This is a genomic window from Streptomyces sp. NPDC085900, from assembly GCF_044540925.1.
GTDB classification, from domain to species: Bacteria; Actinomycetota; Actinomycetes; order Streptomycetales; family Streptomycetaceae; genus Streptomyces; species Streptomyces gilvifuscus.
In genome coordinates this window covers 706,834-727,336 of record NZ_JBITSP010000004.1, presented here as the reverse complement: position 1 = coordinate 727,336, position 20,503 = coordinate 706,834, and the positions used below count along the sequence as shown (strand labels likewise).

Annotated in this window: 17 protein-coding genes; 8 read left to right on the top strand and 9 right to left on the bottom strand. The window is 70.5% G+C overall.

Going from position 1 to position 20,503, the window contains the following annotated elements; translation table 11 throughout:
• Positions 1 to 53: 53 nt before the first annotated feature.
• Positions 54 to 482 carry an OsmC family protein gene (locus ACIGDI_RS17315; protein ID WP_200697819.1) on the top strand — a complete coding sequence of 143 codons (429 nt, stop codon included), beginning with the start codon at positions 54 to 56 and terminating at the stop codon, positions 480 to 482.
• Between the two features lie 166 nt (positions 483 to 648).
• Positions 649 to 2,523: a molecular chaperone DnaK gene (dnaK, locus tag ACIGDI_RS17310; RefSeq protein WP_399896946.1), complete on the top strand. Its 1,875-nt coding sequence runs from the start codon at positions 649 to 651 to the stop codon at positions 2,521 to 2,523.
• A gap of 11 nt (positions 2,524 to 2,534) precedes the next feature.
• On the opposite strand, the gene narJ is transcribed toward dnaK, so the two are convergent.
• The 4 genes from narJ to ACIGDI_RS17290 all read right to left on the bottom strand — a co-directional run bounded on the left by narJ (position 2,535) and on the right by ACIGDI_RS17290 (position 5,849).
• The gene (narJ, locus tag ACIGDI_RS17305; RefSeq protein ID WP_399896943.1) at positions 2,535 to 3,017 is read right to left on the bottom strand and encodes a nitrate reductase molybdenum cofactor assembly chaperone; all 483 of its coding nucleotides are present in this window, start codon (positions 3,015 to 3,017) and stop codon (positions 2,535 to 2,537) included.
• Between the two features lie 131 nt (positions 3,018 to 3,148).
• Positions 3,149 to 3,961, bottom strand: coding sequence for an SAM-dependent methyltransferase (locus ACIGDI_RS17300; protein ID WP_399896940.1), 813 nt, complete (start codon positions 3,959 to 3,961; stop codon positions 3,149 to 3,151).
• A 68-nt stretch (positions 3,962 to 4,029) separates the two neighbouring features.
• Positions 4,030 to 4,893, bottom strand: coding sequence for a helix-turn-helix domain-containing protein (locus ACIGDI_RS17295; protein ID WP_399896937.1), 864 nt, complete (start codon positions 4,891 to 4,893; stop codon positions 4,030 to 4,032).
• A gap of 125 nt (positions 4,894 to 5,018) precedes the next feature.
• Positions 5,019 to 5,849 carry a helix-turn-helix domain-containing protein gene (locus ACIGDI_RS17290; protein ID WP_399896934.1) on the bottom strand — a complete coding sequence of 277 codons (831 nt, stop codon included), beginning with the start codon at positions 5,847 to 5,849 and terminating at the stop codon, positions 5,019 to 5,021.
• Between the two features lie 134 nt (positions 5,850 to 5,983).
• On the opposite strand from ACIGDI_RS17290, the gene ACIGDI_RS17285 reads away from it, so the two are divergent.
• Both ACIGDI_RS17285 and ACIGDI_RS17280 read left to right on the top strand, forming a co-directional pair.
• A complete protein-coding gene (locus ACIGDI_RS17285) occupies positions 5,984 to 6,289 on the top strand; it encodes a 4a-hydroxytetrahydrobiopterin dehydratase (RefSeq protein ID WP_399896932.1) in 306 nt (101 codons plus the stop codon).
• A 5-nt stretch (positions 6,290 to 6,294) separates the two neighbouring features.
• Positions 6,295 to 7,038 carry a class I SAM-dependent methyltransferase gene (locus tag ACIGDI_RS17280; RefSeq protein WP_399896929.1) on the top strand — a complete coding sequence of 248 codons (744 nt, stop codon included), beginning with the start codon at positions 6,295 to 6,297 and terminating at the stop codon, positions 7,036 to 7,038.
• Here ACIGDI_RS17280 and ACIGDI_RS17275 read toward each other — a convergent pair.
• Both ACIGDI_RS17275 and ACIGDI_RS17270 read right to left on the bottom strand, forming a co-directional pair.
• Positions 7,022 to 7,483 carry a hypothetical protein gene (locus ACIGDI_RS17275; protein WP_399896926.1) on the bottom strand — a complete coding sequence of 154 codons (462 nt, stop codon included), beginning with the start codon at positions 7,481 to 7,483 and terminating at the stop codon, positions 7,022 to 7,024. The two genes, ACIGDI_RS17280 and ACIGDI_RS17275, sit on opposite strands and share 17 nt — an antisense overlap.
• Positions 7,480 to 7,959 (bottom strand): hypothetical protein, encoded by a 480-nt coding sequence (locus ACIGDI_RS17270; RefSeq protein WP_399896923.1) that lies wholly within the window; start codon positions 7,957 to 7,959, stop codon positions 7,480 to 7,482. The genes ACIGDI_RS17275 and ACIGDI_RS17270 overlap by 4 nt, the downstream gene beginning before the upstream one ends.
• 39 nt (positions 7,960 to 7,998) lie before the next feature.
• Between ACIGDI_RS17270 and ACIGDI_RS17265 the strand changes: the two genes are divergently transcribed.
• The gene (locus tag ACIGDI_RS17265; RefSeq protein ID WP_399896920.1) at positions 7,999 to 8,949 is read left to right on the top strand and encodes a helix-turn-helix transcriptional regulator; all 951 of its coding nucleotides are present in this window, start codon (positions 7,999 to 8,001) and stop codon (positions 8,947 to 8,949) included.
• Between the two features lie 148 nt (positions 8,950 to 9,097).
• Here ACIGDI_RS17265 and ACIGDI_RS17260 read toward each other — a convergent pair whose 3' ends face one another.
• Entirely contained in the window at positions 9,098 to 11,758 is a 2,661-nt protein-coding gene (locus ACIGDI_RS17260) for a cellulose binding domain-containing protein (RefSeq protein ID WP_399896916.1), read from the bottom strand.
• Positions 11,759 to 11,995: 237 nt separating this feature from the next.
• Positions 11,996 to 14,914: a glycoside hydrolase family 48 protein gene (locus tag ACIGDI_RS17255; RefSeq protein ID WP_399896913.1), complete on the bottom strand. Its 2,919-nt coding sequence runs from the start codon at positions 14,912 to 14,914 to the stop codon at positions 11,996 to 11,998.
• A gap of 277 nt (positions 14,915 to 15,191) precedes the next feature.
• Between ACIGDI_RS17255 and ACIGDI_RS17250 the strand changes: the two genes are divergently transcribed.
• Together ACIGDI_RS17250 and ACIGDI_RS17245 are read left to right on the top strand one after the other, a co-directional pair.
• Positions 15,192 to 16,667, top strand: coding sequence for a cellulose binding domain-containing protein (locus tag ACIGDI_RS17250; RefSeq protein WP_399896910.1), 1,476 nt, complete (start codon positions 15,192 to 15,194; stop codon positions 16,665 to 16,667).
• Between the two features lie 30 nt (positions 16,668 to 16,697).
• Positions 16,698 to 18,452 carry a glycoside hydrolase family 6 protein gene (locus tag ACIGDI_RS17245; RefSeq protein WP_399896907.1) on the top strand — a complete coding sequence of 585 codons (1,755 nt, stop codon included), beginning with the start codon at positions 16,698 to 16,700 and terminating at the stop codon, positions 18,450 to 18,452.
• Between the two features lie 86 nt (positions 18,453 to 18,538).
• Here ACIGDI_RS17245 and ACIGDI_RS17240 read toward each other — a convergent pair whose 3' ends face one another.
• Positions 18,539 to 19,309 carry a phytanoyl-CoA dioxygenase family protein gene (locus ACIGDI_RS17240; RefSeq protein WP_399896904.1) on the bottom strand — a complete coding sequence of 257 codons (771 nt, stop codon included), beginning with the start codon at positions 19,307 to 19,309 and terminating at the stop codon, positions 18,539 to 18,541.
• Positions 19,310 to 19,433: 124 nt separating this feature from the next.
• Here ACIGDI_RS17240 and ACIGDI_RS17235 point away from each other — a divergent pair, with 124 nt between their 5' ends.
• On the top strand, positions 19,434 to 20,339 hold the full coding sequence (locus ACIGDI_RS17235) for a class I SAM-dependent methyltransferase (RefSeq protein ID WP_399896901.1): 906 nt from the start codon (positions 19,434 to 19,436) through the stop codon (positions 20,337 to 20,339).
• Positions 20,340 to 20,503: the final 164 nt, after the last annotated feature.

Genomic DNA, 20,503 nt, shown 5'->3' with positions numbered 1-20,503 from the left:
GAATGTGATCGGATGGGAGCGCAAGCAACAGCAGGAATTCGGAAGGACTCACCGTGGCAACCACGCGCTCCGCACACACCGTATGGGAAGGCAACCTGCTCGAGGGCAGCGGTGTCGTGAACTTCGACTCCTCCGGGGCCATCGAGGCGCAGCCGGTGACGTGGGCCTCGCGCTCCCAGGACGCGAACGGCAAGACCAGCCCCGAGGAGCTGATCGCCGCCGCGCACTCCAGCTGCTTCTCCATGGCGCTGTCGCACGCCCTGAACGGCGCCGGCACCCCGCCCACCAAGCTCGTCACCTCGGCGGACGTGAACTTCCAGCCGGGTGAGGGCATCACCGGCATCCACCTCACCGTCGAGGGCACGGTCCCCGGCATCGACGAGGACGCCTTCGTCGCCGCCGCCGAGGACGCCAAGAAGAACTGCCCGGTCAGCCAGGCCCTGACCGGCACGACGATCACCCTGTCGGCCAAGCTCGCCTGAACACGAGCCCCAGGTGCCGCGCCCCCGCCCGGGAGCGCGGCACCGTCGTTTTCCGGGGTACTCGGGAGCCGTTTTCCGGGAGTACCCGGGACCTACGCGGCATTGACAACAGCGCACTCAAGTTTTGTGCTGGAGTCTGGGAAGTGCCTGGCGGAAGGGGACGGAGATGGCACGTGCGGTCGGGATCGATCTCGGGACCACGAACTCGGTGGTTGCCGTCCTGGAGGGCGGCGAACCCACGGTCGTCGCCAATGCGGAGGGGGCCAGGACCACACCGTCGGTCGTGGCCTTCGCCAAGAACGGGGAGGTGCTCGTCGGTGAGGTCGCCAAACGGCAGGCCGTGACCAACGTGGAGCGCACCGCGCGCTCGGTGAAGCGGTACATGGGCGACGCGCACTGGCGCTTCCCCGACCAGGGCTCCATCGACGGCACGCGCTACCGGGCGCAGGAGCTGTCCGCGAGGGTCCTGCAGAAGCTCAAGCGGGACGCGGAGTCCTACCTCGGCGAGGACGTCACCGACGCCGTGATCACCGTCCCCGCGTACTTCGACGACTCCCAGCGGCAGGCCACCAAGGAGGCCGGGGAGATCGCGGGCCTGAAAGTCCTTCGGATCATCAACGAGCCCACGGCCGCCGCCCTCGCCTACGGCCTGGACCGGGGCGAGGAGCAGACCGTCCTGGTCTTCGACCTCGGCGGCGGCACCTTCGACGTGTCCCTGCTGGAGATCGGGGACGGGGTCATCGAGGTCAAGGCCACCAACGGCGACACCCACCTCGGCGGCGACGACTGGGACCAGCGGATCGTCGAGCACCTGGTCAAGAGGTTCCAGGGGCAGTACGGCGTCGACCTCGGCAAGGACAAGATGGCCCTGCAGCGGCTGCGGGAGGGCGCCGAGAAGGCGAAGATCGAGCTGTCCAGCTCCTCGGAGACGACGATCAACCTTCCCTACATCACCGCTTCCGCCGAGGGGCCGCTGCACCTCGACGAGAAGATGACCCGCGCGCAGTTCCAGGAGCTCACCGCCGACCTGCTCGACCGGTGCAAGACCCCCTTCCACCAGGCGGTCAAGGACGCGGGCATCAAGCTGTCCGCGGTCGACCACGTCATCCTCGTCGGCGGCTCCACGCGCATGCCGGCCGTCACCGAACTGGTGAAGGAGCTCACCGGCAAGGACCCGCACAAGGGCGTCAACCCCGACGAGGTCGTGGCCGTCGGCGCCGCCCTGCAGGCCGGTGTCATCCGCGGCGACGTCAAGGACGTCCTGCTGCTCGACGTCACCCCGCTGTCCCTCGGCATCGAGACCAAGGGCGGCATCATGACCAAGCTCATCGAGCGCAACACGACGATCCCGACCCGGCGTTCGGAGATCTTCACGACGGCCACCGACAACCAGCCCTCGGTGGGCATCCAGGTGTACCAGGGCGAGCGGGAGATCGCCGCGTACAACAAGAAGCTGGGCGTCTTCGACCTCACCGGGCTGCCGCCGGCCCCGCGGGGCGTGCCGCAGATCGAGGTGGCCTTCGACATCGACGCCAACGGGATCATGCACGTCTCGGCGAAGGACCTGGCCACCGGCCGCGAACAGAAGATGACGGTGACCGGCGGCAGCGCGCTGCCCAAGGACGACATCGACCGCATGATGCGGGAGGCCGAGCAGTACGCCGAGGAGGACCGCAAGCGGCGGGAGGCCGCCGAGACCCGCAACCAGGCCGAACAACTCGTCTACCAGACCGAGAAGTTCATCCGGGACAACGAGGACCGCATCCCGGCCGACACCAAGTCCGAGGTGCAGGAGGCCACCACGGAGCTGAAGGGGCTCCTGGAGCGGAACGCCGACACCGGCGAACTGCGGACGGGCGTCGAGAAGCTCGCCACCGTCAGCCAGAAGATGGGGCAGGCCATGTACGCGAACGCCGCCGGCACCGAGGGCCCGACCGGCGACCAGGGCACGGCCCACGAACAGGCGGGCCACGAGGAAGAGGGCGTGGTGGACGCGGAGATCGTCGACGACGAGAAGGACACGAAGGGGGGCGCCGCCTAGGGGCCGACGTGTCAGCGGCGCACCCTCGGCAAAGTCGCGCACACCGCGTTCAGGACGGACGCGTACGGCGTGCCGTAGTCGTTGAGCGCGGTGCGGAGCCGTTCCAGGCCGGCGCGGTGTTCGGTGAGGAGGTCCGTGTCGCCGGTACGGGCCGCGAACTCCAGGACGGCGGGCAGGAAGTCGGGCGGCTGCTCGCCGGTCAGCTCCATGCCGGCGGCGCGGTAGACGTCCCCGAAGCGGGCCGACGTCATCCCGCGCCGCCGCGTGGCGCCGTCCTGCCACCGGCTCAGACGGAGGCTGTGCCGGTTGTCGCGGTCGAAGACCTGCACGTAGTGCGCCTCCAGCTCCCGGGCCGGGGTGAGCGCCGCGTGGTCGGTGAACTCCCGCAGCTGCGGGGCGGCTTCGCGCAGCAGCGGCACCCGGGCGCGGAAGCCGTCGTCGGGGTAGGTCAGGCAGAGCGCTGCCGCCTGATGGAGCACGGCGTCAGAGGGCATCGGGCCTCCTTGGCGGTATCCGCGTGTCGGTCACGTCCCTCGCTCCCTCGCTCGCCCCGTGTTTCGACGCTAGGGGCGAGCGAGGGAACGCACCCGCTCAGACGCCCGTACGGGTGTACGGGCCGCGGGCCTCAGGCGCCGGGCTTGCGGGCCACTCCCGCGTACACCGGCACGACGCCCTCGGCCTGCGCCTCCACGTCCACCGGTTCCGGCCGCCAGCCGTGGACGGGGATCACACCGGGGCCGAGCAGCTCCAGGCCCTCGAAGAAGCGGTAGAACTCGGGCAGCGTGCGCGGGTGGAACGGCGTGCCGCTCCTGCGGAAGAGCCCCGCGGCCTTCGCCACCCCCTCGGGGCTGAGGTCCTGGGTGACCTGGGAGAGGATCAGGAAGCTGCCGGGGGCGAGGGCATCGACGTACCGCTTGAGCAGACCGTGGACGTCGTCCTCCTCGTCGCCCAGGTAGTGGGTGAGCGCGATCAGGGACAGCGAGACGGGCCGGGACAGGTCCAGGGACTCGGCGGCCAGCCCCAGGATGGTGTCCGGGTCGCGGACGTCGGCGTGCACGTACTGGGTGCTGCCCTCGGCGGAGCCGGTCAGCAGGGCCTCCGCGTGCCGGAGCACGATCGGATCGTTGTCCGCGTACACCACCCTCGACTCCGGCGCCGCCTCCTGAGCCACCTGGTGCAGGTTGGGCTCGGTGGGAATGCCGGTGCCGATGTCGAGGAACTGGCGTATCCCGGCCCCGGCGGCGGCCCGTACGGCCCGGTGCATGAACCGGCGGTTGGCGCGCGCCCCGCGCACCGCGGTGCCGTCGGCGGAGAGGATGTTGCGGGCCAGCTCCTCGTCCACCGGGTAGTTGTCCTTGCCGCCCAGCCACCAGTCGTACACACGGGCGGGGTGCGGGCGGCTGGTGTCGATCTGCGGTAAGGCGTCGGGTCCGGTCATGCGGTGTCGTCTCCTCGGGGTGGGAAGGGTGCCGTGCGTGCCGCGGAACAGGGAATCCGGCGGCGGACTCAGAAGGTCTCGCGGTACTCCCGCAGGAGCTTCTTCGTGCGCTGCGCCGAGGCGGCGCGCGCCGTCATGTGGTCCAGGACCTCGAGGTGCGCGGAGACCTCTCCCCGCGAGTCGAGGTAGAGGGCGCCCGTCAGGTACTCGGTGAAGACCATGTCGGGCAGTTCGGGCTCGGCGAAGCGGAACAGCGTGAAGGGCGCGTACGTCCCCGGGTGCGGACCGTCCTCGAACTCGGCGACCTGCAGCGTGATCCGGTCCCGCTCGGCGTACTCCAGGAGCTTGTCCAGCTGCTCCCGCATGACCTCGCCGCGGATGCTCACCGGACGTTTCAGCACCGTCTCGTCCATGACCACCCACAGGTGGGGCGGGTCCGGGCGGTCCAGGAGCTTCTGCCGGGCCATGCGCAGCGACACATGCCGGTCGATGGTCTCCGGGCCGGTCTGACCGATCGTGCCGGCCTCCATGACGGCGCGCGCGTACTCCTCGGTCTGCAGCAGCCCGGGCACGAAGTGCGGCTCGTAGGAGCGGATGATCCGGGCGGCGCCCTCCAGGCTGACGTACAGGCTGAACCAGTCCGGCAGCACGTCGTGGAAGCGCTGCCACCAGCCCGGCTGGTTCGCCTCCTCGGCCAGCGCGACGAAGGCGGCCGCCTCCTCGTCCGGCACGCCGTACGTGGTCAGCAGCACCTGGACGTACGGGATCTTCAGCGCGACCTCGGCCATCTCGATCCGCCGCACGGTCGCCGGCGCCACGCGCAGCACGCGCGCGGCCTCCTCACGCTTGAACCCCGCCGCCTCCCGCAGCTCCTGCAACCGTTTGCCCAGCACCACCTGGCCCACCGTGGGCGCGGGCCGCCGCTCACTCACGCCACGCCTCCCCTACGCGCCGAAGTCCGCGCGAAGCAGTGTGTCATGTTCCGGTGTCAGTCTCACGGGGTCCGCGGTGAGGCGCTTGCCACGTGTGCCGAACGGGCGCCCGGTGGCGGCGCCCGTCAGGAGATCAGCGACCGGAGGTACTTGGCCGTCGCCGGGTCGGCCGGCAGCAGCGTCTCGATGGCCAGCTCGGCCACGGTGACGTCCATGGGCGTGTTGAACGTCGAGATGGAGGAGATGAAGGACAGCGTCCGGCCCTCGTGCTCGATCCGCATCGGCAGGGCGAAGTACGGTACGGGTTCGGCCGGTTCGCCGCCGTGGTCGCTCTCCGGGACGGGGTAGGCCGCGACCTCCTCGTACAGCCTCCGCAGCGCTGCCGAGCGGTGCAGGGCGATCTGCCGCTCCATCTGGGCCAGCAGATGGCCGCGCCACTCGGGCAGGTTGAGGATGCGGGGCGCCAGGCCCTGCGGGTGCAGGGTGAGCCGCATGGCGTTGAGCGGCGGTTCCAGGAGGGACTCCGGGAGCCCGTCCAGCAGCGTCATGATGCCGCGGTTGGCCGCCACCACGTCGTACGTCGCGTCGACCACCAGCGCCGGATAGGGGTCGTAGCCCTGGATGAGCCGTTCGATGCCCTCGCGCAGGGCCCCCAGCGCCGGATCGTCCAGCGGGGTCTCCGGGTAGCGCGGGGCGTAACCGGCCGCGAGCAGCAGGGCGTTGCGCTCCCGCACCGGGACGTCCAGGTGCTCGGCCAGCTTCAGCACCATCTCCTCGCTCGGCCGGGAACGGCCCGTCTCGACGAAGCTGATGTGCCGGGCCGAGGAGTCGGCGCGCAGGGCCAGCTCCAGCTGGCTCACCCGACGCCGCTCCCGCCAGGCACGCAGCAGCGGGCCGACGCCCTGGTCGGCGGGAGCGGTCGCGGAGGCGTTGGTTCCGGTCACGGCAGTGGTCATGTGTACGACCGTAGTCGAGGAACGCCCCCCGCGAGGTGTCCTCGCCTCACCCCCGGGCAGCCTCTGACCAGGACCGCAGTCATCGGGCTGTGGCAGGCTGAAGAAGCATCCGCAGCCGAGGAAGGAGCGAGGCCATGCCCGTGGAACCGCTGTCCCAGAAGGAGATCGAGGACCGGCTCGGCGAGCTGCCGGGCTGGTCGGCGCAGAACGACCGGCTCACCCGCTCCTACCGGCTCGCCTCGCACTTCGCGGCCACGGCGATGGTCGTGCACATCGCCCAGGTCCAGGAGGAGCTCGACCACCACTCCGACCTCACCCTCGGCTACAACACCGTCTCCCTCTCGGTGAACACGCACAGCGTCGGCGGCAAGATCACCGAGCTCGACTTCGGCCTGGCGAGCAGGGTCGAGGAGCTCGCACCGGGACACGGCGCCCACTGACGCGCGTGCTCGACTACGACAAGGAAGCCGGCGCCTACGACGAGACCCGCGGCGGCGAGGCCAGGGCCGCGGCCGCCGCGGCCGCCGTACTGGGCCTGGTCCCGCCCACCGCCGGACGCCTCCTCGACGTCGGCTGCGGCACCGGCATCGTCACCCGTCGCCTCGCGGCCGCCCGGCCCGCGGCCCGGGTGACGGGCGTCGACCTGACACCCGGCATGGCCCGGATGGCCGCCGCCCGCCTGCCCGGCGCGATCGCCCTGGCCGACGGCCGCGCGCTGCCGTTCCCGGACGCCACCTTCGACGCCGTCAGCAGCGTGTGGCTGCTGCACCTGCTGGACGGGCCGCAGGACGTCCGCGCCGTCGTCGCCGAGTGCGCCCGGGTCCTCAGACCCGGCGGGGTGTACGTCACCACCGTCGACAAGGGCGCCTCCCACAACGTCGGCAGCGACATCGACGCCGTCCTCGCCGAGCGGCCGCGCAGCGCGCCCCGGGACCCGGCCGGCCTCGTCACCCGGTACGCCGCGGCCCAGGGCCTGCTCCCGGCCGGACAGACCCGGTTCCAGGGGCACGGGCAGGGGCGCAGCCCCCGCCGTACCGTCGCCGACCTGCGGCGGGGCTGGTTCGTCACCCTGCCGCCGGGCGAACCGCTCGCCGAGCGGTTCGCCGACCGCCTCGCCCGGCTGCCCGACCAGGACCGGCCCCGCCCCGACCCGGTCTTCCACCTGCGCAGCTTCAGGAAGGCCGGCTGAAGTCCATCGTCCAGTTGGTCAGCCAGCTCTCCCCGCCGTCGACGGAGAACGCCTGCTCCCAGCGCGCGGCGGCGGGGGAGACGCCCGCCCACACGAACCGCACGCGCACGTCCTTGCCGTCGTGGACGTCGTCGCCGTGGAACTCGCCGCGGTCGCCGTCGAAGCGGCCGCTCACCGGCGGGAACAGCTTGCCGCTGCGGCTGGAGGACCAGTTCAGCGACCACGCCGCGCGCTCCGGGTCGAAGAGCCGCAGGGTCAGTCCCTTCGCGCCCAGGTACGGCATGTCGATCTCGTCGATGTTCGCGGCGCCGTCGAACAGCGGAAGGCACCGGCTGGTGGACGGGAACTCCACCCAGGCGCTGTCCGGGTCGAGGAAGTCGGTGCGGCGCCGGTGGGCGACCTCCCACTCACCGTGCAGGAAGTCGAAGTCGTGCGGACTGCTCATGTGCGCTCTCCCGTGGTTCCTTCGGGCAGGGTGTCGGACAAGTAGGCGGCCAGGTCCGGGACTTCGGGCACGAGCATGTGCCGCACCCAGGCGTCCCGCTCGTGCTGGATCGGCGGCAGCTCGAAGACGCAGCCGATCCAGGGGAGTTCGGGCCTGACGAAGTGCGTGGGATCGCGGTCCGGGCAGCCGAGGACCGGCTGGCCCGCGGCCGCGTTCGCGTAGTGCAGGACGTTGTCCCACACCCAGCTGTAGGCGTTGACGTAGGCGCCGTCGTCGTTTCCCCGGTGAACGACGACGAAGGTCACCGGCGGCGTCCCGTCCGGCTCCGGCAGCAGCTCGGGCAGGACCTCGTACGCCGCCTTCGCCACGTCGGGCGCGATGCCCGCGGGGTCGGCGGTGACGTGGTAGCGCTTGACGTGCCGGCCGGCCACCTCGATCGGCGGCAGCACGGTCAGCAGTTTCTCCGTGAAGGGCATGAGGTGACGCTAGAGCCGCTTCACTGACACCATGTGTCAGTGAAGTCCAGCCGTCTCGTCTCGATCCTCCTGCTGCTGCAGACCCGGGGCCGGATGACCGCCGCCCAGCTCGCCGAGGAGCTGGAGGTGTCGGTCCGCACGGTCTACCGGGACGTGGAGGCGCTGAGCGCGGCGGGCGTCCCGCTCTACGGCGACGCGGGCCACGCCGGCGGCTACCGCCTGCTGGACGGCTACCGCACCCGCCTGACCGGTCTCACCGCCGACGAGGCCGAGGCCCTGTTCCTCGCCGGCGCCCCCGGCCCCGCCGCCGAGCTGGGTCTCGGCTCCGTCCTGGCAGCCGCACAGCTCAAGGTGCGCGCCGCGCTGCCGGCGGAGCTGCGCGCCCACGCCGACCGGGTCAGCGGACGCTTCCACCTCGACGCCCCCGGCTGGTACGCGGACGCGGAGGAGACGCCTTACCTCACGGCGGTCGCCGACGCGGTGTGGCACAGCCGCGTGCTGCACGTGCGGTACCGCCGCTGGGCCGAACCCACCGACGTGGAGCGGCGGTTGGAGCCGTACGGGCTGGTCCTCAAGGCGGGGCGCTGGTACGTCGTCGCGGGCCCCGGACCGCGCACCTTCCGCGTCGACCAGATCCTGCGGCTCGCCGACCCGGGCGAGGAGTTCACCCGGCCGACCGACTTCGACCTGGCCGCGTACTGGGCGGCCTACCAGCGCGACTTCCACGACCGGCTGTACCGGGGCGAGGCGGTCGTACGGCTGGCGCCGGGAGTGCGGCTGCCCAGAGCGGTCGGCCTGCGCACCGACGACGACGGCTGGACGGTCGCCCGGGTGCCCATCGAGTCGGCCGGCCACGCGCACGGCGAGTTCCTGCGCCTGGGCGCGCGGATCGAGGTGCTGGAACCCTCCGACCTGCGGTCGAGCATCGCCCGCACGGTCGCCGAACTGGCCGGAATGTACGGCAACCCGGCCTCGCACGGCGGCGACTGAGAGTGCGGAACCCGTCCGTCCTCTCTGGAGGTTCGTCCCGTGCAGCACCCGCACCCGCCTCCGCTCCGGCGCGCACTAGCGCCCGACCGTGTACACGCCGTAGGAAACGACGAGGGCGCGTGCCCGCCGGCACGCGCCCCCGAACGGGTCAGGCGACCGTACAGCTCTGGTCGCCCAGCTTGAACGACGTCGGTTTCGTGTTCGAGCCCGACCAGGTTCCCGTGAACCCGAAGCCCACGGACGAGCCCGCCGCCACGTTCCCGTTCCAGCTCACGTTCTTCGCGGTCACCGCCGCGCCGGACTGGGTGTGGTCGGCGTTCCACGACTGGCCGATCTTCTGGCCGTTCGCGAAGGACCAGCCGAGTGACCAGCCGGTCCAGCCGGTCGTCCCGGTGTTGGTCAGCCGGACGTCCGCCTGGAAGCCGTCCGACCACTGGTTGGTGATCTTGTACGTGACCGTGCAGGCGCCGGTGGGCGTCGGCGTCGGGTCCGTGCCACCGCCGCCGTCTCCGCCGCCGGTGTCGGAGGTGTCGCCGTAGACGACACCCCGGCCGTTGGTCGAGACGTACACCCGGCCGTAGACCCGCGGGTCACCGGTGATCGCCCCGCCCGTCCAACCCCACTGGTGGGCGTCGTCGTTGATGCGGGTCCAGGTCGCGCCCTTGTCGGTCGAGCGGAAGATGCCGCGCACACCGCCGATCTCGGCGCTGGTGTAGAGGGTCTGGTAGGAGGCTCCCGTCGCCGCCTTGCCGAAGCCGATCGTGTCGGCCTGCTCGACGTTCGACAGCTTGGTGAAGCTCGCCCCGCCGTCGGTGGAGTGCCACAGGCCGTACGCGCCGTCCGAGGCGCCGCCCGCGAGCCAGACGTCGCCCTTGGTACCGGGCAGCGCCTTGAAACGGACGCTGTCGCCGCTGGGCAGGCCGCTCGCGGATGAGGCGGTGAAGGTCGCACCGCCGTCCGAACTGACGTAGAACTTGCCGGACTTGAAGCCGTAGAAGGTCTTGGGGTCCACGCGGTCGGACTCGACGACCGCCCCGGACGGGATCCCGCTCGACGCCTGCCACGAGGAGCCGAAGCCCGTCGTGTACTGCACGCCGGTGCCCGCGGGACTCCACACAAACCGGCTGCCGTCCGCCGCCGCGGCCACCGTCCCGCCGCCGCTGACGCCCGAAGGGTCCGTCCCGGCGAACCAGTTGGCGCCGTCGTCCGTCGAGAACGCGATGTGCGGACCGGAGTCCAGATCGCCCACCCGCACCACGGTGCTGGGGTTCGTCTCGGCGAAGTCGAGGCTGGTCGTCGTCGTGAAGGTCGGCGAGGTGAACATCATCGAGGGGACCTTGGTCAGGTCCGTGTGCCGGAAGCCGCCGATGTCGCCCAGGGCGCTGAGCAGCGGCGCACCGCTGGGCGGGGACGCCAGGTCGTTCACCGCGGTCTCCTCCAGGCCCTGCACCATGGGCTTCACGGTGAACTGGCCGCCGCTGTCCCACTGGGTGAGGTTCTCGGTGCCGTACAGCGTCGCGCCCGTCCCGTACATCATCCGGTTCGAGTCGAACGGGTCGATCTCCAGCGACTCCGTCATCCAGCCCAGTTTCGGGCTCTGTTCGGGCGGCGACGGATTCGCGCCGAAGGTCAGCCACGGGGAGGACGAGACGTCGATGGTGTAGCGGTCGGCGCGGTTGGGATACGAGGTGTAGTCCCACGCCTTCGTCCAGGTGCCCCCGCTGTCCGTGGACCGGAAGATCTGCGTGTCCGGCCACCAGGAGCTGTACGCCGTCGCCATCACCGTGCCGGGGTGCTGACGGTCGACGGTCAGTCCGCTGAAGCCGTAGTAGGTGTCGGCCTCGGCGACCGGGCTGATGTTCGTCCAGGTGCCGCTCGCCGTGGCGTACCGCCACAACTGCCCCTTGCCGCCGTCGTACGGGCCGCCCTTGTCGCTGTAGGCGAGGTACAGGTAGCCGTTCCTGGCGTCGAGCACCCCCTTGTGGGCCAGATAGCCCGTCGGCTGCCCCGCCAGCCGGGTCCAGGTCGCGTCCGCGTCCGTCGAGCGGTACACCGCGTTGTCCTTGTCGGCGACCCCGACGTAGATCGTCTTCGTGGCGCTCCCGGACGTGCCGGTGGACTCGTCGAAGGTGATCCAGACGATGCCCTGGTTGTCGCCGGCGTACCCCGTCGTGTCGCTCGGATCCTGCTGGTAGTTGCCGACATTGGGGAAGTTCGTCACCTGCGACCAGGTAACCCCGGAGTCCGTCGACCGCCACAGGCCCTTGCCGCTGGGTGCGCCCAGGTACAGCACGCTGTCCTTGTTGGGGTCGATCGCCAGCCGCTCGCCCATGCCACGGCCGGGCATGTTGCCGCCCAGCTTGAAGGGCAGGTCGCTCTTCTGCCAGCTCGCGCCCCGGTCGGCGGACCGCAGCACGGCACCGTTCGTCGGGTCCCAGCTGTTGGTGTACGTCCCTACGGCCGCGTACACCTTGTCCGGGTTCACGGAGTCGGAGGCGAGGCTGACCACGCCGGTGTGCCCCCACTCGTTCCAGCCGACCGAGTCCAGCAACGGCGTCCAGGTCTTCGTCGACTGCTGCCAGCGGTAGGCGCCGCCGATGTCCGTGCGCGCGTAGGCGAGGTTCTTCTCGGTGCGGTTGAAGACGATCCCCGGAACGAAACCGCCGCCGTCGATGCGGGCGTTCTTCCAGGTGTAGGTGTCGGCGGCGAGCGTCGTTCGCGCGGCGCCCGTGGCGAGGGCGGGCGGGACGCCCGCCAGCAGGCCGGCCGCGAGCGCCAGCACGGCCGTGAGAATGCGGGTTCTTCGCACGGGGGGTTCCTCTCCGGGTGGGGGTTTCGGAAGGGTGGGGCAAGCGCTTTCCATGTCATACGAGAGTCGCCGGGCGGCCCCCTGTGCGGGTGGGGGGCCGCCCGGCGGGACGGCTCCGTCGTCAGGTGACGGAGCCACGCACGCGAAGCCTTCGGGCGGTACCGCGAGAGGGGCGGTGGGTGCGCGCGCCCCAAAGAGGCGCGCGCACCGCCCGTCCCGCGGAGCGCCCGGCGGGGGCTATTCGAGAAGCTCCGCGTACGAACCCATGGCCATGGCGATGTCCGCCTGGGCCCAGAACCGGTGGTACGTGAACGACGGCGCGGCGCCGCCCTTGAGGTACGCCTCGATCTTCGACCAGGCCGGGTCGTTCTTGTAGAACGACCTGAGCGAGATGAACGTCGACGAGGAGTTGACGGCGTCGCCGTTCGGCATCTTGCCGCTGAAGCCGCTCGGGACGTACACGCTGTCGTCGAAGCGGTTGTAGTCCGCCCTGGTCTCCGGGACGGCGATGCCCAGGCTGTCCTGGTAGTTGTTCCACATGCCGTCGAGGAGCGCCTTCGCCGTCGACTTGGCGTTCGCGTCACCGGACTTGGCGCCGTAGTACGTCAGGGTCTTGGCGTACGCGGCCGCCACGCCGACGTCGTTGGTGTAGTCGGCGACGGTGACGTGCAGCCCGCTGTTGGAGCCGGGGCTGGAGGCGTTCCAGGTGTCGGGCTGGCCGGACCACTGCAGCGTCGACGGGATCTGGTAGGTGCCGTCCGGGTTGATCGTGGTCTTGGACAGCGCCCACTTGACCCACTTGTCGAGGATCGCCTTCGCGGTGGTGTTCCCCGTCTGCTGGTAGTACTCGGCGACGCGTTCCATCGACCAGGCCTGGAAGCCGAACCACTGGTTGGACGGCGGGTCGTGGTAGACGGGCTGCTGGTCGTAGTACATGCCGTAGAAGGTCGACGTACCGGACGGCGGAGTCGCGTACCGGCCGGCCCAGCTGTTCGTCGCGCCGCCCGCGATGGCGCCCTCGGACGACTGCAGCCACTGGTAGAACTCCAGCTGCCGCTGCAGCGACTTGGCCCAGTCCGAGGTGCCGGTGGCCGACTTGGGCTCCAGGTCGGCGTAGGAGCTCAGCGCGTACGCGGCCAGCGGGTTCTGGTAGCCGCCGTGCACATGGCTCGACCCGATCCGCCAGGCCCAGCCGGCACTGGTGTCGGTCGCGCCGCCCCACGCGTAGTACCAGGACAGCAGGTAGTGCGAGGCGTCCTTGCCGGTCCCGGCCGCACAGCTGGACGGGCCGACGCAGTTGCCGATCTTCTTGAAGTACTTGTCGTACATGGCGTAGCGCAGGTAGTCGCCCATCTTCGCGGCCTTGCCGACGGTCGCGGAGACGTCACTGCCCTTGCCCTGCTGCTTGGCCCACACGTCCGCCCAGTACGCGGCCTGCACCGCACGCGCGTCGGCGTCCGGGGCGTCCGTGTACTTCCACTGCTTGGCGTAGGACGAGTCGCCGGTGAACAGGTCCAGGTAGCCGTTGCTGCCGCCGTACTTGAAGGCGTCGCAGGTCGGCTGCGGCACCGTCTCCCACACCGACTCCTGCGCGCCGCGCTGGAAGGTGTTGATGTACGACGGTCCCTTCGCCGTCGGGCCGCCCTCGCAGGTGCCGCCGGGCGTGTCGCCGTAGCCGTAGACGTTGTCGACGTCCTGCAGCCAGTGCATGCCGTAGACGTCGTCCGTGCCGTACGTGCTCTTCAGCTCACCCGCGATCGGGTCCGAACCCACGGACACGGAGGTGTCCAGCTTCGCCGGGTACTCGTTGGGGGTGTCCAGCTCGGGAGCGTAGGTGGCCGGCTTGGAGGCGTTGTAGAAGGAGTTGGTGGGCTGGTCGGCGTGGGTGGGGATCATGTACTTCTCCATGAGGGCCCACGCGCTGTTGAACTTGGACCAGTCACCGCTGACCTTGCCGTACATCGCCTGCAGCCACAGCAGATAGCTGTAGGCCTCCGAAGTGGTCTCGTGACCCTGGTCCGGCGCCTCGACAATCAGCGTCTCCACCGAGTGGTAGGGGACGCCGTCCGGCGAGAAGTAGCCGTTCGCCGGGTTCGTGATCTTCCCGTACAGGTCCAGGAAGCGGGCGTCGTACGCCTTCGAGGCCGCCAGCTCCGTCACGGTGACCGTCGCCTTGGTGAAGCCCGTGGCCGTCGACTCGAAGGACGCCGCACCGGTGCCGGAGGAGTCGGCGGTGACGGTCACGTTCTGCGCGGTGTTCCAGTTCGAGGGGGTGAAGGTGAGGCTCGCCCCGCCCGTCACCGACAGACCGGAGTTGCCGCTCGCGCGGGCCGTCGTCACCGTCACGTTCGACGAGGGCTGTGACGACAGCTTCACCGCGTACGTCCCCGACTTGCCCTGCTGGACGCCCAGTTGGGTGGGTGAGGCGACCACGGCCGGGCCGGAGGCGACGGTGATGCCGACCGGCGTCGACGCGGCGGAGGCGCCCAGACTGTCGTACGCCTTCGCCACCAGGGAGTGGCTGCCCACCGCGAGCGCGGAGGCGGACAGGGTGTACGGCGCGCTGGTGTCGGTGCCCAGCAGGGTCGTGTCGTCGTAGAACTCGACCTTGCTGATCGTCGCGTTGTCGGCCGCGGCGGCGGTGGCCGCGAGCGGGACGGCGGTGCCCTGCGTGTAGACCGCGCCGGCCGTGGGGCTGGTCAGCACGGTGACCGGCGGCTGGTGCGCGCCGGCGCAGGTGGTGCCGTTGATCGCGAAGTTCGTCGGAGCGGTGTTGGTGCCGCTGTAGCTGAACTGCGCGCCGGTGGAGACGGCGGCGTTCGCGGCGATCTTCCCGTTGTAGCCCGCGTCCCGCACGGTGATCGCCGAACCGGACTGCGACCACGTGCCGTTCCAGCCGTTGCTGAGCTTCTGGTTGCCCGAGTAGCTGTAGGTCAGCGTCCAGCCGTCGATGGTGTCCGTGCCGCGGTTGGTGATGGTCAGATCCGCGGTGAAGCCGGAGCCCCAGTCATTGGTCTTGTAGTCGACACTGCACTGAAGTGCCGCCGCTTGGGCGGGAGTCGTGCCGGTGCCGAGCATGGTGAGCGGAAGGGCGAGGGCCGCCATTGCGGCGGTCCACAGCCGCCGCGTCCCGCGGCGTCTGCGTCTTGGATGCATGGTGCTGGTTCCTCCTTGCGGCTCGAGCGAAGTGGGGGAGGAGCAACAAGCCTTGAACCAGTGGGAGCGCTCCCATAGTGGGGATGGGGGTGGGGGCGGTCAAGGTGCTTGAAGAGTCGAAATGATTCGACTCCGTTTCGGCTGAGGGAAAGTCAGGAAACTCCGCGACCCCTCTGTCCTTCGCTGTCACTTGGCGCTAGCTTCGTTGACACCAGTGGGAGCGATTCCATCAGTCGACGCGTCCGTCACGATGCGCCTGACCTGCAAGGAGTCGCTCATGCGACACCCCTCGCGTTCAGTACTTTTAGCCGTCACCGGCGCGGTCGCCCTTGTCGGGGCCATGACCGTTCCGGTCGTGACGGCACAGGGAGCCACGCCTCCCTGCTCGGTGGAGTACTCGGTCACCGGCCAGTGGGGCACCGGGTTTCAGGGTGCCGTGAAGATCACCAACAACACGGCCGCCCTGAGCAGTTGGAGCCTGACCTTCGACTTCGCCGACGGCCAGAAGGTCACCCAGGGCTGGAACGCCAAGTGGTCCCAGTCCGGCACGACGGTGACCGCCGCCAACGAGAGCTACAACGGCTCGCTGGCCACCGGCGCGAGCGTCAGCGCCGGGTTCCTCGCCTCCCGGCCGGCATCGGGGAGCAACGCCGTACCTGCGTCGTTCAAGCTCAACGGCACCACGTGCAACGTCGATCCGGAGCCGTCACCCACCCCGACGGACCCTCCGGCGACGGGCACGGCACCCGCGCTGCACGTCTCGGGCAACAAGCTCGTGGACGCCTCGGGCGCCACGCGCCGACTGCTCGGCGTGAACCGCTCCGGCGGCGAGTTCATGTGCGTGCAGGGCCGTGGCATCTGGGACGGCCCGGTCGACGACGCGGCGGTCAAGGCGATCGCCGACTGGAAGGCCGACGCGGTCCGCATCCCGCTCAACGAGGAGTGCTGGCTGGGGCTTTCCAACATCAAGTCCGAGTACGGCGGCGCCGCCTACATCAGCGCCGTCAAGGACCTGGTGGCTCGCGTCGAGGCACACGGCATGACGCCGATCGTCGAACTGCACTGGACCTACGGCCAGTACACCGGCAACTCCGCCGGCTGCTCCGACGTCCACGCCACCTGCCAGAAGCCGATGCCGGACGCGCAGTACGCGCCGTCCTTCTGGTCCTCGGTGGCGAACACCTTCAAGGGCGACCAGGCCGTCGCCTTCGACCTGTTCAACGAGCCCTACCCGGACCGCGCGACCTCCACGACCACCCAGGCGTGGCAGTGCTGGCGCTACGGCGGCACTTGCCCCGGCATCGGGTACCAGGTCGCCGGCATGCAGGACCTCGTCGACGCCGTGCGCGCCACCGGCGCAAAGAACGTCGTGCTCGCGGGCGGCCTGGCCTACTCGAACGACCTGAGCCAGTGGCTGACGTACAAGCCCAGTGATCCGGCGGGCAACCTCGTCGCCGCCTACCACGGGTACAACTTCAACGCCTGCGCGAGCGAGAGCTGCTGGAACTCCACCCTCGCCCCCGTCGCGGCCCAAGTGCCGCTGGTGGCAGGGGAGATAGGCGAGAACACCTGCTCGCACGGGTTCATCGACCAGGCCATGAAGTGGTTCGACGACCACAACCTGTCCTATCTGGGCTGGACCTGGAACACCTGGGACTGCTCCTCCGGTCCCTCGCTCATCTCCAACTACGACGGAACTCCCACGTCGTACGGCATCGGGCTGCGCGATCACCTGCGCGCCGTGAACCCGTAACCCCCGTATCGGAGAGGGAAACCCGCACTCATGAGTCGTACCAGAACAGCGTTACTCGCCGCCCTGGCGCTGGTCGCCGGGACCGCCGGAACCGCGACGGCCGTCGTCCCCGGGGACATCGGAATCCAGGCCGTCCCCTGCACCGTCGACTACAAGGTGCAGAACCAGTGGGACACCGGCTTCACCGCCGCCGTCACGGTCACCAACAACAGCACGGCCAAGAGCAGTTGGTCGCTGAAGTGGTCGTACGCCGGCAACCAGAAGATCACCAGCTACTGGAACGCCAAGGTCAGCCAGAGCGGTGCCGCCGTCACCGCCGCCAACGAGACCTACAACGGCACGCTGGCCACCGGCGGTTCGGTCAGCTTCGGCTTCAACGGCTCCTACAGCGGCACCAACGCGCTCCCGACGACGTTCACCCTCGACGGCGTGACCTGCAACGTCGACGACGGAAGCGGCGGCGGCACGGGTGGCGGTACGGGTGGCGGTACGGGCGGCGGTACAGGTGGCGGCACGGGCGGTGGTGGCACCGGCAGCCGCGTCGACAACCCCTACGCCGGCGCCAAGGTGTACGTGAACCCCGAGTGGTCCGCGAAGGCGGCCGCCGAACCGGGCGGCAGCCGCGTCTCCAACCAGCCCACCGGTGTCTGGCTCGACCGTATCGCCGCCATCGACGGCGTGAACGGCGGCATGGGCCTGCGCGCCCACCTCGACGCGGCCCTGCAGCAGAAGGGCAGCGGCGAGGAGGTCGTCCAGCTGGTCATCTACGACCTCCCCGGACGGGACTGCGCGGCTCTCGCCTCCAACGGCGAACTCGGCCCGACGGAGATCGACAAGTACAAGACGCAGTTCATCGACCCCATCGCGGCGATCCTCGCCGACAGCAAGTACAGCTCGCTGCGGATCGTCACCACCATCGAGATCGACTCGCTGCCCAACCTGGTCACCAACACCGGCAGCCGCGCCACCGCCACCGCCAACTGCGACACCATGCTCGCCAACGGCAACTACGTGAAGGGCGTCGGCTACGCGCTCGCCAAGCTCGGCGCGATCCCGAACGTCTACAACTACATCGACGCCGGCCACCATGGCTGGCTCGGCTGGGACGACAACTTCGCACCCTCCGCCAACCTGTTCAAGCAGGCGGCGACCAGCGAGGGCGCGACCGTCGACGACGTACAGGGCTTCATCACCAACACGGCCAACTACAGCGCCCTGAAGGAGGACAACTTCACCGTCAACGACACGGTGAACGGCACCTCCGTGCGGCAGTCGAAGTGGGTCGACTGGAACCGCTACGTGGACGAGCTGTCGTACGCGCAGGCCATGCGGAACGAACTGGTCTCCGTCGGCTTCAACTCCGGTATCGGCATGCTGATCGACACCTCCAGGAACGGCTGGGGCGGCACCGCGCGTCCCACCGGCCCCGGCGCGAAGACCAGCGTGGACACCTACGTCGACGGCGGCCGCTACGACCGCCGGATCCATGTCGGCAACTGGTGCAACCAGTCCGGTGCCGGTCTCGGCGAGCGCCCGCAGGCCAACCCGGCGAGCGGGATCGACGCCTACGTGTGGATGAAGCCTCCGGGTGAGTCGGACGGCTCCAGCACCGCCATCGCCAACGACGAGGGCAAGGGCTTCGACCGGATGTGCGACCCGACGTACACGGGCAACGCCCGCAACGGCAACAACATGTCGGGTGCGCTGCCGAACGCTCCGCTGTCGGGGCACTGGTTCTCGGCGCAGTTCCAGCAGCTGATGCAGAACGCGTACCCGCCGTTGTAGGTCGTTGTAGGTCGCGGATTCATTGCGGCTGCGGGGCCGGTCGTGGCTGGCCGCGCAGTTCCCCGCGCCTCTTCGGGGCGCGGGGGTCACCCTTGGTCGGACAGACCTTGGCGGATCGCGTACTCCACCGCGGAGTAGTCGCCGTCCCGGCGGTCCAGTTCGTAGGGGACCGCCGGCATCAGCGGGGGCTGGGCCATGAAGCGGGGGCGGGTGCCGTGGTGGGGCTGGGCGGCGTGGACCAGGAAGGGGTGGCACAGGTAGACGTCGCCGGGGCTGCCGGTGGCGTACGCCAGGGGACGGTCGGCGGAGGCCTCGACCAACTTGGGCGCGATCTCGAGACCCGAGACTCCCGTCTCGCCGTACGGTTCCAGCAGCGGGGGCACGTCCAGGTGGGAGCCGACACGGACACGGGTCGGGGCGTCCGTCTCGGTCACTTCGCTGAACAGGAACAGCATCAGCAGGGCACGGCCCTTGGAACGGAGGTTCGTGAAGAACCAGCTCTCCCCCTCCGGGAGGTAGCTGCCCTCGATGTGCCAGCCCGCGTCGTCCGGTTCCCGCTCGTGCGGGAACCGCAGCGGAAAGGTGCCCAGCGAGTAGCGCGGCAGCCACCGGCCCTCGCCCACCAGCAGGTCGAACGCCTCATGCAGCACAGGGGAGTTGGCGGCCGCGGCGAACGGGCCCTGGGCCATGTCGCCCACCCGGACCACCGGTTCCTTCCAGGTGGCCGGGTCCTCGGGGTCGTACCCCGTCTCCCGCCACAGCAGCCGCGCGCAGTCCTCGGCGACCCTGCGCGGAAAGGCCCCCTCGATCTTCACGAAACCGTCCGCGAGGAAGCGCTCCACCAGCCTGTCGTCCATCGGGCCATCCTGCGAGACGCGGCGTCCGGCCCGCATCCGGTTTTTGCCGCCCCGGCAACAGAAGTGGCCCTCGCCCGGTGCGTCGGAGCACGCTGGCGGCATCCCGGACGAGAGGCTGACGACCATGGCGCACGAGCACCACCACGGACACGGTCACCACCAAGAGGGTCACCGGCACGGCCACGACACCGACATCGACTGGGCCGAGATGGCCCCGCACCTGGAGGCGCAGGCCGAGCTGTTCGCGCCGCTGTACGAGCGCGCCCTGAACTGGCTCGGCAGGGAGGTGACCGAGCCGGGGCTGATCGTCGACGCGGGCAGCGGCCCCGGCGTCGTCGCCTGTCTGTTCGCCGAGACCTTCCCCGGCGCCCGCGTCGTGGCCGTCGACGGCTCCGCACCGCTGCTGGAACGCGCCCGGGAGCGCGCCGAGCGATTGGGCCACGCCGACCGGTTCGACACCCTGACCGGTGAACTGCCGCAGGTGCTGGAGGAGTTGGACTATCCGGCCGATCTGCTGTGGGCCGGCCGCAGTCTGCACCACCTCGGTGACCAGCGGGCCGCCCTCGGGGCCTTCGCACAGCGGCTGGCGCCCGGCGGGACGCTGGCGATCATGGAGGGCGGCCTGCCGGCCCGGTTCCTGCCGCGCGACCTCGGCTTCGGCCGCCCCGGCCTGCAGGCGCGCCTGGACGCGCTGGAAGCGGAGTGGTTCGCCCGGATGCGGGCCGACCTGCCCGGCTCGGTCGACGAGGTGGAGGACTGGCCGGCGCTGCTGAGCGGCGCGGGACTGACCCACGCCCGCACGCGCAGCTTCCTCCTCGACCTGCCCGCGCCCGCCTCCGACCGGGCCCGTGCCTACGTCGCCGACTCCCTCGGCCGGTTCCGGGAGGCCTACGGGGACCGGCTCGACGCCGACGACCGCGTCACCCTCGACCGTCTCCTGGACCCCGACGACAAGGCGGGCGTGCACCACCGCCGGGACCTGTTCGTCCTCGCGGCGCACACGGTGCACACGGCGGTGCGGACCGGCTGAGGCTCAGCACCGGCAACCCGGCCCGGTCCCGGCAGTGCGGCCCGGTCCCGGCAATGTGGTCCGGTCCCGGGGGCGTGGCCCGGCGACGGGAGTGCGTCCGGTCCCTTCAAGGCGGTCCGGCTCCGGGGGTGCGTCCGGTCCCGGCGGTGGTCCGGTCCCGGCCG

What these genes read in the sequence shown, in the direction of transcription:
- dnaK (WP_399896946.1), top strand. Translation starts at nt 649, where the DNA reads ATGGCACGTGCGGTCGGGATCGATCTCGGGACCACGAACTCGGTGGTT.
- ACIGDI_RS17275 (WP_399896926.1), bottom strand. Translation starts at nt 7,483, where the DNA reads ATGAGCAGTCCGCACGACTTCGACTTCCTGCACGGTGAGTGGGAGGTC.
- narJ (WP_399896943.1), bottom strand. Translation starts at nt 3,017, where the DNA reads ATGCCCTCTGACGCCGTGCTCCATCAGGCGGCAGCGCTCTGCCTGACC.
- ACIGDI_RS17240 (WP_399896904.1), bottom strand. Translation starts at nt 19,309, where the DNA reads ATGGACGACAGGCTGGTGGAGCGCTTCCTCGCGGACGGTTTCGTGAAG.
- ACIGDI_RS17285 (WP_399896932.1), top strand. Translation starts at nt 5,984, where the DNA reads ATGCCCGTGGAACCGCTGTCCCAGAAGGAGATCGAGGACCGGCTCGGC.
- ACIGDI_RS17250 (WP_399896910.1), top strand. Translation starts at nt 15,192, where the DNA reads ATGCGACACCCCTCGCGTTCAGTACTTTTAGCCGTCACCGGCGCGGTC.
- ACIGDI_RS17300 (WP_399896940.1), bottom strand. Translation starts at nt 3,961, where the DNA reads ATGACCGGACCCGACGCCTTACCGCAGATCGACACCAGCCGCCCGCAC.
- ACIGDI_RS17270 (WP_399896923.1), bottom strand. Translation starts at nt 7,959, where the DNA reads ATGCCCTTCACGGAGAAACTGCTGACCGTGCTGCCGCCGATCGAGGTG.
- ACIGDI_RS17255 (WP_399896913.1), bottom strand. Translation starts at nt 14,914, where the DNA reads ATGCATCCAAGACGCAGACGCCGCGGGACGCGGCGGCTGTGGACCGCC.
- ACIGDI_RS17245 (WP_399896907.1), top strand. Translation starts at nt 16,698, where the DNA reads ATGAGTCGTACCAGAACAGCGTTACTCGCCGCCCTGGCGCTGGTCGCC.
- ACIGDI_RS17235 (WP_399896901.1), top strand. Translation starts at nt 19,434, where the DNA reads ATGGCGCACGAGCACCACCACGGACACGGTCACCACCAAGAGGGTCAC.
- ACIGDI_RS17290 (WP_399896934.1), bottom strand. Translation starts at nt 5,849, where the DNA reads ATGACCACTGCCGTGACCGGAACCAACGCCTCCGCGACCGCTCCCGCC.